The organism is Pseudomonas sp. CF161, from assembly GCF_000416215.1.
Taxonomy (GTDB): domain Bacteria; phylum Pseudomonadota; class Gammaproteobacteria; order Pseudomonadales; family Pseudomonadaceae; genus Aquipseudomonas.
This window is the reverse complement of sequence record NZ_ATLP01000048.1, coordinates 1-11,219: the sequence shown is the minus strand read 5'-3', so window position 1 is coordinate 11,219 and position 11,219 is coordinate 1. Positions and strand designations below refer to the sequence as shown.

The 11,219-nt window shown below is 64.5% G+C and carries 12 protein-coding genes and 2 pseudogenes; 5 read left to right on the top strand and 9 right to left on the bottom strand.

Translation table 11 applies throughout. The features are described 5' to 3' along the window. A pseudogene (locus CF161_RS08740) lies at positions 1-310 on the top strand (DEAD/DEAH box helicase); the annotation flags it as partial. A 164-nt stretch (positions 311-474) separates the two neighbouring features. Here the strand turns inward: CF161_RS08740 and CF161_RS08735 are convergent. Further along, positions 475-1,071 (bottom strand): YceI family protein, encoded by a 597-nt coding sequence (locus CF161_RS08735; RefSeq protein ID WP_020296208.1) that lies wholly within the window; start codon positions 1,069-1,071, stop codon positions 475-477. Between the two features lie 31 nt (positions 1,072-1,102). After that, entirely contained in the window at positions 1,103-1,654 is a 552-nt protein-coding gene (locus tag CF161_RS08730; RefSeq protein WP_020296207.1) for a cytochrome b, read from the bottom strand. A 283-nt stretch (positions 1,655-1,937) separates the two neighbouring features. Between CF161_RS08730 and CF161_RS08725 the strand changes: the two genes are divergently transcribed. Together CF161_RS08725 and CF161_RS08720 are read left to right on the top strand one after the other, a co-directional pair. Further along, a complete protein-coding gene (locus CF161_RS08725; protein WP_020296206.1) occupies positions 1,938-3,344 on the top strand; it encodes an adenosylmethionine--8-amino-7-oxononanoate transaminase in 1,407 nt (468 codons plus the stop codon). Between the two features lie 53 nt (positions 3,345-3,397). Further along, entirely contained in the window at positions 3,398-4,117 is a 720-nt protein-coding gene (locus CF161_RS08720; RefSeq protein WP_020296205.1) for a 16S rRNA (uracil(1498)-N(3))-methyltransferase, read from the top strand. Positions 4,118-4,141: 24 nt separating this feature from the next. Here CF161_RS08720 and CF161_RS08715 read toward each other — a convergent pair whose 3' ends face one another. From CF161_RS08715 to CF161_RS08705, 3 genes are read right to left on the bottom strand one after another with little or no spacing between them, the layout of a single operon-like run. Then, positions 4,142-5,044 carry a transporter substrate-binding domain-containing protein gene (locus tag CF161_RS08715; RefSeq protein WP_020296204.1) on the bottom strand — a complete coding sequence of 301 codons (903 nt, stop codon included), beginning with the start codon at positions 5,042-5,044 and terminating at the stop codon, positions 4,142-4,144. 28 nt (positions 5,045-5,072) lie between these two features. Continuing rightward, positions 5,073-5,423 (bottom strand): RidA family protein, encoded by a 351-nt coding sequence (locus CF161_RS08710; RefSeq protein WP_020296203.1) that lies wholly within the window; start codon positions 5,421-5,423, stop codon positions 5,073-5,075. A gap of 33 nt (positions 5,424-5,456) precedes the next feature. Beyond that, positions 5,457-6,698, bottom strand: coding sequence for a D-amino acid dehydrogenase (locus CF161_RS08705; protein WP_020296202.1), 1,242 nt, complete (start codon positions 6,696-6,698; stop codon positions 5,457-5,459). Positions 6,699-6,806: 108 nt separating this feature from the next. Here CF161_RS08705 and CF161_RS08700 point away from each other — a divergent pair, with 108 nt between their 5' ends. Further along, positions 6,807-7,721, top strand: coding sequence for a LysR family transcriptional regulator (locus CF161_RS08700; protein ID WP_020296201.1), 915 nt, complete (start codon positions 6,807-6,809; stop codon positions 7,719-7,721). Positions 7,722-7,745: 24 nt separating this feature from the next. Here the strand turns inward: CF161_RS08700 and CF161_RS08695 are convergent, their stop codons facing one another. Further along, positions 7,746-8,363, bottom strand: a complete 618-nt coding sequence (locus CF161_RS08695; RefSeq protein WP_020296200.1) for a hemolysin III family protein — start codon at positions 8,361-8,363, stop codon at positions 7,746-7,748. 154 nt (positions 8,364-8,517) lie between these two features. Between CF161_RS08695 and CF161_RS08690 the strand changes: the two genes are divergently transcribed. Continuing rightward, positions 8,518-9,438, top strand: coding sequence for a LysR substrate-binding domain-containing protein (locus tag CF161_RS08690; protein WP_020296199.1), 921 nt, complete (start codon positions 8,518-8,520; stop codon positions 9,436-9,438). A 63-nt stretch (positions 9,439-9,501) separates the two neighbouring features. On the opposite strand, the gene madM is transcribed toward CF161_RS08690, so the two are convergent. From madM to CF161_RS08675, 3 genes and pseudogenes are all read right to left on the bottom strand, one after another. After that, positions 9,502-10,266 carry a malonate transporter subunit MadM gene (gene madM, locus CF161_RS08685; protein WP_020296198.1) on the bottom strand — a complete coding sequence of 255 codons (765 nt, stop codon included), beginning with the start codon at positions 10,264-10,266 and terminating at the stop codon, positions 9,502-9,504. 1 nt (position 10,267) lies between these two features. Further along, complete coding sequence (gene madL / locus CF161_RS08680; RefSeq protein WP_020296197.1) at positions 10,268-10,684, bottom strand: malonate transporter subunit MadL; 417 nt, start codon at positions 10,682-10,684, stop codon at positions 10,268-10,270. Between the two features lie 67 nt (positions 10,685-10,751). Beyond that, positions 10,752-11,219, bottom strand: a pseudogene (locus tag CF161_RS08675) (malonate decarboxylase subunit epsilon); the annotation flags it as partial.

The following is an 11,219-nucleotide window of genomic DNA, read 5'->3' as shown; positions in this document are numbered from 1 at the left end:
TCGCCAGAACGGTCCGCGCAGCAGCAACGGCGCAACCACCGGCACCCCACCGGCCAAGCGCAACGGCCCACGCAACGGCGCTCCTCGTGATGGCCAGGCCCGTCGCGAAGAATCCTCGCGCAATCGCCGCCCGGCTCGCTCCGATGACCAGCCGCGTCAGGAACCGGCCGTGCAGAACCCACGTGGCACTCAGCCGAAGATCATGCACAAGGAGTCGAAAAGCGATCGCTTCCCGACACCTGAGCAGCTCGATCAACTGCCGAGCCGTCCACGGGGTGAAAAACCGGCCCTGCTGACGCGTAATCGCTAAGCCGAACCGGTAAAAAAAACGCCCCCGATCGCAAGATCGGGGGCGTTTTGCATGGGGCGCCAGTTACCGGCCAGGACCGCCAGGGGCAGTCCTGCCGACAATCGAACAGCGCCACACAGCAAAACGCCGACTCAAGGTCGGCGTTTTGTGGCACGCGGCGAAAATTACTTCGCTTTCACACCTTCAAAGGTGATGTACAGCTCGACGTTGTTCGACGCCGGGCCCAGGTCCATCATCTTGCCGAAGTCCTGGCGGTTGAAGCTGGTGGTGCCTTCAAAGCCAGCACGGTAGCCGCCCCATGGATCCTTGCCTTCGCCCAGGAAAGTGGCCTTGACCACGACCGGCTTGGTCACGCCGTGCAGGGTCAGGTCGCCCGCCACGTCTGCGGTCAGCTTGCCGTCGGCGTTCTTGCCGGTTGGCTTGACGCTGGTGGAGACGAACTTGGCGTCGGCAAACTTGCCCACGTCCAGGAAGTCTTTGCTGGCGATGTGCTTGTCGCGCTCGGCGTGGTTGGTGAACACGCTGGCGGTACGCACATTGACTTCAATCTTGGCGTCTTCCGGCTTGGCGGCATCGAAGCTGAATTTGCCGTCCAGGTCCTTGAAGGTACCGGTGATGTAGCTGTAGCCCAGGTGGCTGATCTTGAAGTCGATGAAAGCGTGCTGGCCTTCCTTGTCGATCACGTAATCAGCAGCCATCACCTGACCGGCCGACAGCAGGGCGGAACCAATGGCCAGAGCGGCGAGAGTCTTTTTCAACATGCTTCTATTCCTTTTGAGTCGAGGTTGAACATCAGGCTTTGCGTCCCAGCATACGAACCAGGGTCGCATCACGATCGATAAAGTGGTGTTTCAGAGCGGCCAGGCCATGCAGCCCGGCGAAAATCACGACCATCCAGGCCAGGTACAGGTGCACCTCGCCTGCCACATCTGCCTGGTCCGGTAGCCCGGAAAGCAGTGCGGGTACTTCAAACAGGCCGAACACCGGGATCCCGACACCGTCTGCGGTGGAAATCAGGTAACCGGCAATCATCACAGCGAACAGACTGAGATAAAGGAAGGCATGACCGAACTTGGCCCCCAGGCGAGTCAGGCGCCCGTGGTTGGCCGGCGCTGGCGGCGGTGGGCTGATAAAGCGCCAGAGCACCCGCAGCAGCATGATGGCGAACAGCGTCAAGCCAATGCTTTTGTGCAGGTCCGGTGCGTCTTTGCGCCAGGTGCTGTAGTAGTCGAGGCCGACCATCCACAGGCCCAGGGCGAACAAGCCGAACACCACCAGGGCCACGCCCCAGTGCAGAACAATGCTTACCCAACCGTAGCGCGAAGAGGAATTACGTAGCTGCATAACTTGAATCCTGTAAGAACTGCTGCCCAAGACTATCGATTTACCTATCGAATTAAAGCGGAAAATTTCGCTTTGAAATATCGAGAAATATGATCTGAAGGGTATGCACAGTACGTTAACGATGGATTAAGGACTATCCCCAAAAAACGTGACAGAGCGTCCTGCATTTACTGCCAATTTGCCCTTCGCAACCTCAATGGGTTGTGACACAGCCCGGCATTGCATAGGCTTGCGCGACTGTTTTGCCTGCACCCGCCGCAGGACCGCTTCGAGGAGATTAACGATGGGCCTGAACAACCAGTGGATGCAACGCGACCTCGCGGTCCTGTGGCACCCCTGCACCCAGATGAAAGACCACGAGCAGCTGCCGTTGATCCCCATCAAGCGCGGCGAAGGCGTCTGGCTCGAAGACTTCGAAGGCAAGCGTTACCTGGACGCGGTCAGTTCCTGGTGGGTCAACGTGTTCGGCCATGCCAACCCGCGCATCAACCAGCGCATCAAGGATCAGGTCGATCAACTGGAACACGTGATTCTCGCCGGCTTCAGCCATCAGCCGGTGATCGAGCTGTCCGAGCGCCTGATCAAGCTCACCCCCGAAGGCCTGACCCGCTGCTTCTATGCCGACAACGGTTCGTCGTGCATCGAAGTGGCGCTGAAGATGAGCTTTCACTACTGGCTCAACCGCGGCGCGCCGGCCAAGAAGCGCTTCGTCACCCTGACCAACAGCTACCACGGCGAAACCATGGCCGCGATGTCGGTGGGTGATGTGCCGCTGTTCACCGAAACCTACAAGGCTCTGCTGCTGGACACCCTCAAGGTGCCGAGTCCCGATTGCTACCTGCGCCCCGAAGGCGTGAGCTGGGAGGAGCACTCGCGCACGATGTTCGCCGCCATGGAGCAGACCCTGGCCGAGCATCACGCCAGCGTTGCCGCGGTGATCGTCGAGCCGCTGATCCAGGGCGCCGGCGGCATGCGCATGTACCACCCGGTGTACCTGACCCTGCTGCGCGAGGCCTGCGACCGCTACGGGGTGCACCTGATCCTCGATGAAATCGCCGTCGGCTTCGGCCGTACCGGGACCATGTTCGCCTGCGAACAGGCCGGAATCCGCCCGGACTTCCTGTGCCTGTCCAAGGCCCTGACCGGCGGCTACCTGCCACTGGCGGCCTGCGTGACCACCGACGAGGTCTACAGCGCCTTCTACGACGACTATCCGACCCTGCGCGCGTTCCTCCATTCCCACAGCTACACCGGCAACCCGCTGGCGTGCGCGGCGGCCCTGGCGACCCTGGATATTTTCGAAGAAGACCACGTCATCGAAAACAACCAGGCCCTGGCTCAGCGCATGGCCAGTGCCACCGCACACCTGGTGGATCACCCCCATGTGGCGGAGGTGCGCCAGACCGGCATGGTGCTGGCCATCGAGATGGTCCAGGACAAGGCCAGCAAGACCGCCTACCCGTGGCAGGAACGCCGTGGCCTGAAGGTGTTCCAGCACGCCCTGGAGCGCGGCGCGCTGCTGCGGCCCCTGGGCAGCGTGGTGTATTTCCTGCCGCCCTATGTGATCACCCCCGAGCAGATCGACTTCCTCGCCGAAGTGGCCAGCGAAGGCATCGATATCGCCACCCGCGACACCTTGAGCGTCGCGGTGCCGGAAAACTTCCACCCGGGCTTTCGCGATCCGGGCTAGCAGGTCAGTCAGCGAAACGCCGTTCACCGAATCATCTTCAACAGAGACCCCCCATGAGATTGTCCCGCTTCTTTATCGACGCCCCCCTGAGCCTCGGCGAACACCCACTGCCCGAGGCCCAGGCCCATTACATTGGGCGCGTGCTGCGCATGGCCGAGGGCGATGCGCTGCAAGTGTTCGATGGCTCGGGGATGGAGTTTCGCGGCACCTTGCTGGAAGTCGGCAAGAAGCGCGTGACGGTGCGACTCGATGAATGCTTCGCCGGGCAGGTTGAATCCCCGTTGCAGATCCACCTCGGCCAGGGCCTGTCCCGGGGCGAGCGCATGGACTGGGCGATCCAGAAAGCCACCGAGCTTGGGGTCAGTGAAATCACCCCGATCTTCAGTGAGCGCTGCGAAGTGCGGCTCAAGGACGAACGCGCCGACAAACGCCTGATGCACTGGCGCCAGGTGGCGATCAGCGCCTGCGAGCAATGCGGCCGTTCCCGGGTGCCGGTGATCCACCCGCCGCTGCTGCTGGCGGACTGGATCAAGCAGACCCAGGCCGAGCTGAAGCTGGTGCTGCACCCGGTGGCCGAGCCGCTGGTGAGCCATGCCAAGCCGGCCAGCCTGGCGTTCCTGATCGGCCCTGAAGGCGGTTTGTCCGACGCCGAGGTCGAGCAGGCCCACGGCGCGGGCTTTCTGCCGGCACGCCTGGGGCCACGGGTGCTGCGCACCGAAACCGCACCGGTGGTGGCCCTGGCCGTGGCCCAGCAACTGTGGGGCGATTTCTAGAACCCTGGCCGGCCCGTCCTGGCGCTACTCCACCGGGTCGCTGACCGGCTTGGCGATGATCGCCTTGAGTTCGCTGGTCATGGGGAACTCCAGGTTCAGGCCCTTGGGCGGAATCGGCTGCTGGAACCAGCGCTGGTAGATACCGTTGATTTCCCCCGAGCGGTACAGGTCGCCCAGGGCGGCATTGACCAGCGCCAGGAACTGCGGATCGTCCTTGCGCACCATGCAGCTGTAGATCTCCCGCGACTGCTCCTCGCCCACCACCACCCATTTGTGCGGGTCGTGGGCCTTGGCCCGTTCCCCGTAGAGCAAGGCGTCATCCATGTAGAAAGCAGCGGCGCGGCCGGTCTGCAGCATCTGGAAGGCCTCGCCGTGGTCCTTGGCGCTGATCACGAACATGTCGATCTTGTGCTCGACGTTGTAGCTCTTGAGAAAGCGCTCATTGGTGGTGCCGGCGGTGGTCACCACGTTCTTGCCCCGCAGGTCGGCGAAGCGCTGGATGCCGCTGTCGCGGGCCGTCAGCAACTGCCCTTTGACGTAGATAAACCCATAGGAAAACGCCACCTGCTTCTGCCGCTCGGCGGTGACCCCGGTGGAACCGCACTCCAGGTCCACAGTGCCGTTCTGCACCAGGGGGATGCGCGTCTGCGACGTCACCAGGTTGTACTTGACCGCCAGGTTCGGCAGGGCCAATTGCTGCTGGATGCGCTCGACGATCTTGCTCGCCAGGTCCACCGAATAGCCCATCGGCTTGCCGCTGTTGTCCCCCACATAGGAGAACGGCACCGACGCATCGCGATAGCCCAGGGTGATGCTGGCGCTGTTGGCGATCTTGCCCAGGGTCCCGCTTAGCGGCGCTTCGCCGGCCTGGAGCTGGGTGCTGAGGAGCAGGCCCAGGGTGCAGCCGAGCAACGTGATTTTTTGCATTGTTATTTCTCCGTTGTGGGTCATGGGGTCAGCGCCGCGCGGCGATGACGGTGATTTCCACCCGCACCTGGGGCCGTGCCAGTTCGGCCTGGACGGTGGTGCGGGTCGGCGCCTGGCCCGGCGTCAGCCAGGCCGACCAGACCTCGTTCATGGCGGAAAAATCCTCGCCGATGTCCTTGAGGTAGATGGTCGCGCTGAGCAGGTGATCCTTGTCGCTGCCCGCCTCGGCCAGCAAGGCGTCGATCTTCTCCAGCACTTCGCGGGTCTGGGCGCCGACTTCGGTCGCCGTCCCCGGCACCTGGCCGGACAGAAACACCAGGTCGGCGAAGGTCACGGCGCCGCTGAGGCGCGGGTTGCTGCTGATGCGGTTGATGCTCATGGGGCATTCCTTGTGCGGGGTCTTCGGTCGGGGTTACGCGGCGCGGGGCGCAAGGCCCTGCATATCGATAGCGGTAGGTCGCTGGCCCAGCAGCTCGCCCAACAGGCGTCCGCTGCCACAGGCCAGGGTAAAACCGAGCGCGCCATGGCCGAGGTTGAGCCACAGGTTGCGGTAGGCCGTGGCCCCGATCAGCGGCACCCCGCTGGGGGTGGCCGGGCGCATGCCCGCCCATTCAATGGCCGCGGCGTAATCGCCGGCGTCGGCAAAGGTTTCCCGTGCCTGGCGGCGCATCAGGGCCAGGCGCTTGGGGTCGAGCGCCGGGTCGAAGCCGACAATGTCGACCATCGCCGCCACCCGCAACTGCTGGCCGATCCGGGCATAGACGATCTTGCGGTTGTAATCGGTGATGCTGATCTGCGGCGCCTGGTGCTGCTGGCCAATCGGCACGCTGAGGCTGTAGCCCTTGAGCGGGTACAGCGGCAGTTTCAGGCCCGGCAGCGCCAGCTCGGGACTGCGATGGCCGGCGGCGAGCACCAGGTGCTCGACCGCCAGGGTCTCGCGCCCCAGCTCGATGGCCTGCACCGTGCCGGCACTGTGGCGGATCCCGGTCACACTGCGCCCCAGCAGAAACTCGCAGCGCCCCGAGGCCCGGAGCCGCGCCACCAGTTGCTGGCAGAAGGCGTGGCAGTCAGCCACTTCTTCATCCGGGGTGAAGATACCGCCGACAAAGGGCGCGTCCTGCAGCGTCGGCTCCAGCTGTGCACACTCGGCGTGGGACAGCACCTGCTGTTGGCGACTGTCCGCCAGATGGCGCCGGGCGTGCTCGAAGCTGCCCGGCTGGCGAAAGGTCACCAGCTTGCCATTGCGCCGCCAGTCGAAGCCGTCCAGCCCATCTTCGTCGCGCCAGGCCTGCAAGGTGGCCTGGCTGAGCAATGCCAGGCGCAGCAGGTGGCTGGCGTTGCGCTGGTTGACCGAGCGGCGGCAAGCACCGAGGAACCCCAGCAGCCAGCGCCATTGCGCCGGGTCCAGGCGTGGGCGCAGCTTCAACGGCGAGTCGCCGCGCAGCATCCAGCCCAGGGCTTGCCAGGGCACCCCGGCATCGGCCAGCGGCGCCACATAGCGATAGGACAACTGGCCGCCATTGGCGAAGCTGGTCTGGCTGGCGAACGACTGCTGCGCCTCCACCAGGGTCACCTCAAAGCCCTCGCGGACCAGGGCATAGGCACTGGCCAGGCCGATCACGCCACCGCCGACAATGCAAACCCGCTGCGTCATATCAGTCCTTAACCTGTGTATTGAACGGCCTTCAGGTTAGGAGCAGGTGACAGGCGCCGAACAATGAATAAAGATCGACCACCCATAAACAAAGGTTATGGACTTGCCATGCGACTGCGACACATCGAAATCTTCCAGGCCATCCGCCAGACCGGCTCGGTCAGCGGCGCCGCGCAACTGCTCCACGTCTCGCAACCGGCGGTGACCAAGGTCCTGCAACACGCCGAGTTGCAACTGGGTTTCCCACTGTTTTTGCGGGTACGCGGCAAGCTTCAGGCCACGCCGGAGGCCCTGGAACTGGAGCGTGAAGTGGACAAGGTGAGCGAGAGCCTGCAAGGCGTGCGGCGCCTGGCCCAGAGCCTGCGCCGCGAGCCGGGCCACAGCCTGCGGATCGGCGCGACTCCGGCCCTGGCCCTGTCGTTGCTGCCGCCGGCGATCAGCGAATGGACCCGACGCTACCCGGAGCTGGTCTGCGAGCTGTCCAGCGCCCACAGCCGCGAGCTGGTGCAGAACCTGTTGATGCGCGAGATCGACGTCGCCCTGACCCTGCAACGCCCGGATCACCCGGGGCTGGCGGCCCAAGCCCTGGCCCAGGGCGTGCTGGTGGCCCTGGCGCCTCGGGATTATTGGCCGGCCGCCGCCAGGGGTACGCCATTGGCGCTGATGGAGCTGGCGGGGGCGCCGTTGATCGGCCTGTCCAGCGCCGACCCGTTGTCGGCCCGGCTCGACAGCTACCTGGAGGCGGTGCAGCCGGCACCACGGGTGAGCATTGCGGTGCAGACCTATTCCCTGGCCCGGGCCATGGTCGAATCCGGGGCCGGGCTGGCGGTGATCGACCCCTTCACCGCCCTCGGCGCCTCGACCGCCAGCACCGAGATCCGCCCCCTGACGCCGCCGCTGCCGATCACCCTGTATGCCGTGACCCGCACCAGCGAACCGCCGCCCCATACCCTGGGCAGCCTGCTGGACATCTTCAGCCACCGCGCCCAGGAGCAACTGAACCGGCTGTTGCAGCAGGCCTAAGGCGCGTTGACGGCCCGTGAAGCCCTAGAGCACGTAGAACAGAATCGCCACGAAATGCAGCAGGCTGCCGCCGATCACGAACAGATGCCAGATGCCATGGGCGTGGCGCAGGCGGCTGTCGAGGGCGAAGAAGATGATGCCCACGGTGTACAGCACCCCGCCCGAGGCCAGCCAGGCGAAACCGGTCGAGCCCAGGGCCGCCAGCAACGGCTTCACCGCCACCAGCACGATCCAGCCCATCACCGCGTAGATCACGATCGACAGGATCCGCGCCTCGGAGCGCGGCTTGATCTCTTGCAGGATGCCGATCAGCGCCAGGCCCCAGACAATCCCGAACAGGGTCCAGCCCCAGGGCCCGCGCAGGGTCACCAGGCAGAACGGCGTGTAGCTGCCGGCGATCAGCAGGTAGATCGAAAAATGATCGAGCTTCTGCATGATGCTTTTCTTCGGCCCGCGCACGCTGTGGTACACGGTCGAAACGCTGTACAGCACCAGCAAGGTGAACCCGTAGATCGCCACGCTGACGATCTTCCAGGGGTTGCCGTCGAGGCTGGCCAGGACCACCAGCCACACGCCGCCGATACACGCCGCGACCGCACCCAGCAAATGGGTCCAGGCGTTGAATTTTTCCCCGTGATACATGTGTCACTTTCCCTCAAGCGGTTACAACAGGACGCAAGGCTCAGGCCTGGAGCCTGAAAGCGCAACATTACCCCCACTAGATGGGGCAAAAAAAGCTCCAGCCAAGGCTCGGTTCGTCGGGCACAATCCTGCACATCGAACAAGAGTGGCCGCCATGCTGATCGACGAAGAGTTGACCCTGAAAAAGCTCGAAGTGTTTCTCGCCTTCATGCGCACCGGCAACCTGACCCGGGCTGCGGCCGAGTTGCAAACCAGCAATGTCAGCGTGCATCGGGCCATCCATTCCCTGGAAAGTGCCCTGCGTTGCCCGCTGTTCAAGCACGAGGGGCGCAACCTGACCCCGCTGGAAAGCGCCTATGTCCTCGAGGAACGGGCGCAAAAACTGATTGGCGACGTGGTCGAAAGCGTGCGCCTGACCCGCGAGGCCGCCGGGTTCTCGGCCGAACGCTTCAAGCTCGGCTCCCTGTATTCGCTGACGGTGAAGACCGTGCCGCAGTTGATCATGGGCCTGAAGATCCGCCGCAGCGAACTCAATATCGACCTGATCCTGGGGTCCAATATCGACCTGCTGTACAAGCTCAAGAACATGGAAGTCGACGCGATCCTGGTGTCGCTGGATGACAGCATCAGCGACCCGGACTGCGAGCAGATCCCGCTGTTTTCCGACGATATCTTTCTCGCCACCCCCGCCGACTCGCCCTTTGCCCAGCAGGCAGAAGTCGACCTCAGCGATGTGCGCGACGCTACGTTCATTACCCTGACCCAGGGTTTCGCCACGCACCAGGACGGGGTCCGGGTGTTCAAGCAGGCGGGGTTCGAACCGAAGGTGGCGATGCAGGTCAACGACATCTTCACCCTGCTGAGCATGGTCAGTTCAGGGGTGGGGTATGCCTTGCTGCCGGGGAGAATTGCCGCGGTGTATGAGAACCGGGTCAAGCTGATCCCGCTGCAAGCGCGTTATCGCCTGCAACAGCATATCGGCGTGGTGTTTCTCAAGGCCAAGGAGCGGGATCCGAACCTGCTGGCGCTGCTGGCCGAATGCCGGATGTACGCCAATCGCCAGGCCGCGTCCTGATGCCAGTGGCCGGCCGTCCCTCGCAGGAGCCGGCCGGCCATAGGCGCATGCGTCAGTCGGGCGTTAACCCACCAGGCCGCGCACGATGAAGTACAGCAGCGACGGCCCCAGCAGGCAGCCGAGCCCGGTGTGGAAGGTCGCGGTCAGGGCACCGTAGGGCACCAGCCGCCGGTCGGTCGCCGCCAACCCGGCCGTCACGCCGCTGACGGTGCCGGCCAGGCCGCCGAAGACCATCGCCGAGCGCGGGTTGTCCAGGCCCATCCAGCGTGCGGCCATGGGCGTGCCGACCATCACCAGGATCGCCTTGATCAGGCCGGTGGCAATCGACAGCGCCATCAAATCGGAGGTCGCGCCGATCGCCGCCCCGGTCACCGGGCCGACAATGTAGGTCACCGCCCCGGCACCGATGGTGGTCATGCTCACCGCATCGCGATAACCGAAAACCCAGGCCATGGCCGCACCGACGATAAATGGCAGGACCGTGCCCAGCAGCAGGGCGATGACCCCGATCAAGCCGGCTTTGCGCGCCTCGGTGGCCTGCACCTCGAAGGCCGTGGCGACAATGGCGAAATCCCGCAGCATGGCGCCGCCCATCAGGCCGATGCCGGAGAACAGCGCCAGGTCCGCCAGGCCCTTCTGCCCGCCGGTGATGGTGCCGCCCACCCAGGCCAGCACCAGGCCGATGACAATCGCAATCGCCGAACCGTGGATGCGGCCGAACGTCAGGCGCTTGGACAGCAGCACCGACAGCCACATGATCACGCCGACAAAGGCGAAGGCGGTGATCAGTCCGTTGTGTTCCAGGCCCTTTTCAATGAGATCCCACATATCAGCGCCCCCCTGCTGCAGCGGCACCGGGCGCCAGCTCGACCGGTTCATCCGGCAGCGGCTCGCCCTTGTTGGTGCGGCTGATCAAAGCAATGGTGCACCCGCAGAGCACCACCGAACCGATGGCCGCCAGCACTGCCACCGGGCCGCCGTGCAAGGCGGTCACCACGTTTTGCTGGGCCGCCATGGCCACCACCACCGGGATGTACATGGCGCCCCAGAAGCCGACGCCCATCTCGCAGTCCTTGGTCATGCCGCCGCGCTTGTGCATCCACAAACGCGCGCAGATCAGCAGGATCATGGCAATCCCGACCCCGCCCACATTGGACTTCACACCCAGCAGCACACCGAGCATGTCACCGATAATGACCCCGGCCAGGGTACAGATCGCCAACAGCGCCACACCGTAAATAATCATTGTTGTAGTCCTCAAAGTGCATCGTCGAAGTTGTTGTTTTTGTGCTTCGCCAGCTTGAGTCGGGGCTCTATCGGTCGCGGCGTACCTCCTCATGCAACAGCGCCTGTAGGGTGTCCAGGCGCGCACCGTCGTAAGCGATCACGCTGCCCTGTTCGAACACCCGGCGCGCCAGCCCGGTCAACACCGCACCGGGCGGCAGTTCAATCTGCAGCCGTACGCCGCGCTCATACGCGCCCTGCACGGTGCCGCGCCAATCCACCACCCGGCACATGTTGAACGCCAGGTCGTCGCGCAGTTGTTCCACCTGGCGCAGCGGCCGCGCCCGGCTGCTGCTCAGGTAACCCAGGCGTGGCGCCTGCAGCGGCACCTGGGCAAAGGCCTCGGCCAGCGCCTGGGCCGGTTGCGCCAGCAACGGGCAGTGGGACGGCACGCTGACCGCCAGGCGTTTGGCCACGCCTACCCCGCAACTGCGGGCCAACTCGGCCACCCGCAGCATCGCGGCGTCGCTGCCGGCAATCACCAGTTGGCTGTCGGC

Bases quoted from the DNA above. Each gene is read 5' to 3' on its own strand.
- CF161_RS08735 (WP_020296208.1), bottom strand. From the start codon at position 1,071: ATGTTGAAAAAGACTCTCGCCGCTCTGGCCATTGGTTCCGCCCTGCTG.
- CF161_RS08730 (WP_020296207.1), bottom strand. From the start codon at position 1,654: ATGCAGCTACGTAATTCCTCTTCGCGCTACGGTTGGGTAAGCATTGTT.
- CF161_RS08725 (WP_020296206.1), top strand. From the start codon at position 1,938: ATGGGCCTGAACAACCAGTGGATGCAACGCGACCTCGCGGTCCTGTGG.
- CF161_RS08720 (WP_020296205.1), top strand. From the start codon at position 3,398: ATGAGATTGTCCCGCTTCTTTATCGACGCCCCCCTGAGCCTCGGCGAA.
- CF161_RS08715 (WP_020296204.1), bottom strand. From the start codon at position 5,044: ATGCAAAAAATCACGTTGCTCGGCTGCACCCTGGGCCTGCTCCTCAGC.
- CF161_RS08710 (WP_020296203.1), bottom strand. From the start codon at position 5,423: ATGAGCATCAACCGCATCAGCAGCAACCCGCGCCTCAGCGGCGCCGTG.
- CF161_RS08705 (WP_020296202.1), bottom strand. From the start codon at position 6,698: ATGACGCAGCGGGTTTGCATTGTCGGCGGTGGCGTGATCGGCCTGGCC.
- CF161_RS08700 (WP_020296201.1), top strand. From the start codon at position 6,807: ATGCGACTGCGACACATCGAAATCTTCCAGGCCATCCGCCAGACCGGC.
- CF161_RS08695 (WP_020296200.1), bottom strand. From the start codon at position 8,363: ATGTATCACGGGGAAAAATTCAACGCCTGGACCCATTTGCTGGGTGCG.
- CF161_RS08690 (WP_020296199.1), top strand. From the start codon at position 8,518: ATGCTGATCGACGAAGAGTTGACCCTGAAAAAGCTCGAAGTGTTTCTC.
- madM (WP_020296198.1), bottom strand. From the start codon at position 10,266: ATGTGGGATCTCATTGAAAAGGGCCTGGAACACAACGGACTGATCACC.
- madL (WP_020296197.1), bottom strand. From the start codon at position 10,684: ATGATTATTTACGGTGTGGCGCTGTTGGCGATCTGTACCCTGGCCGGG.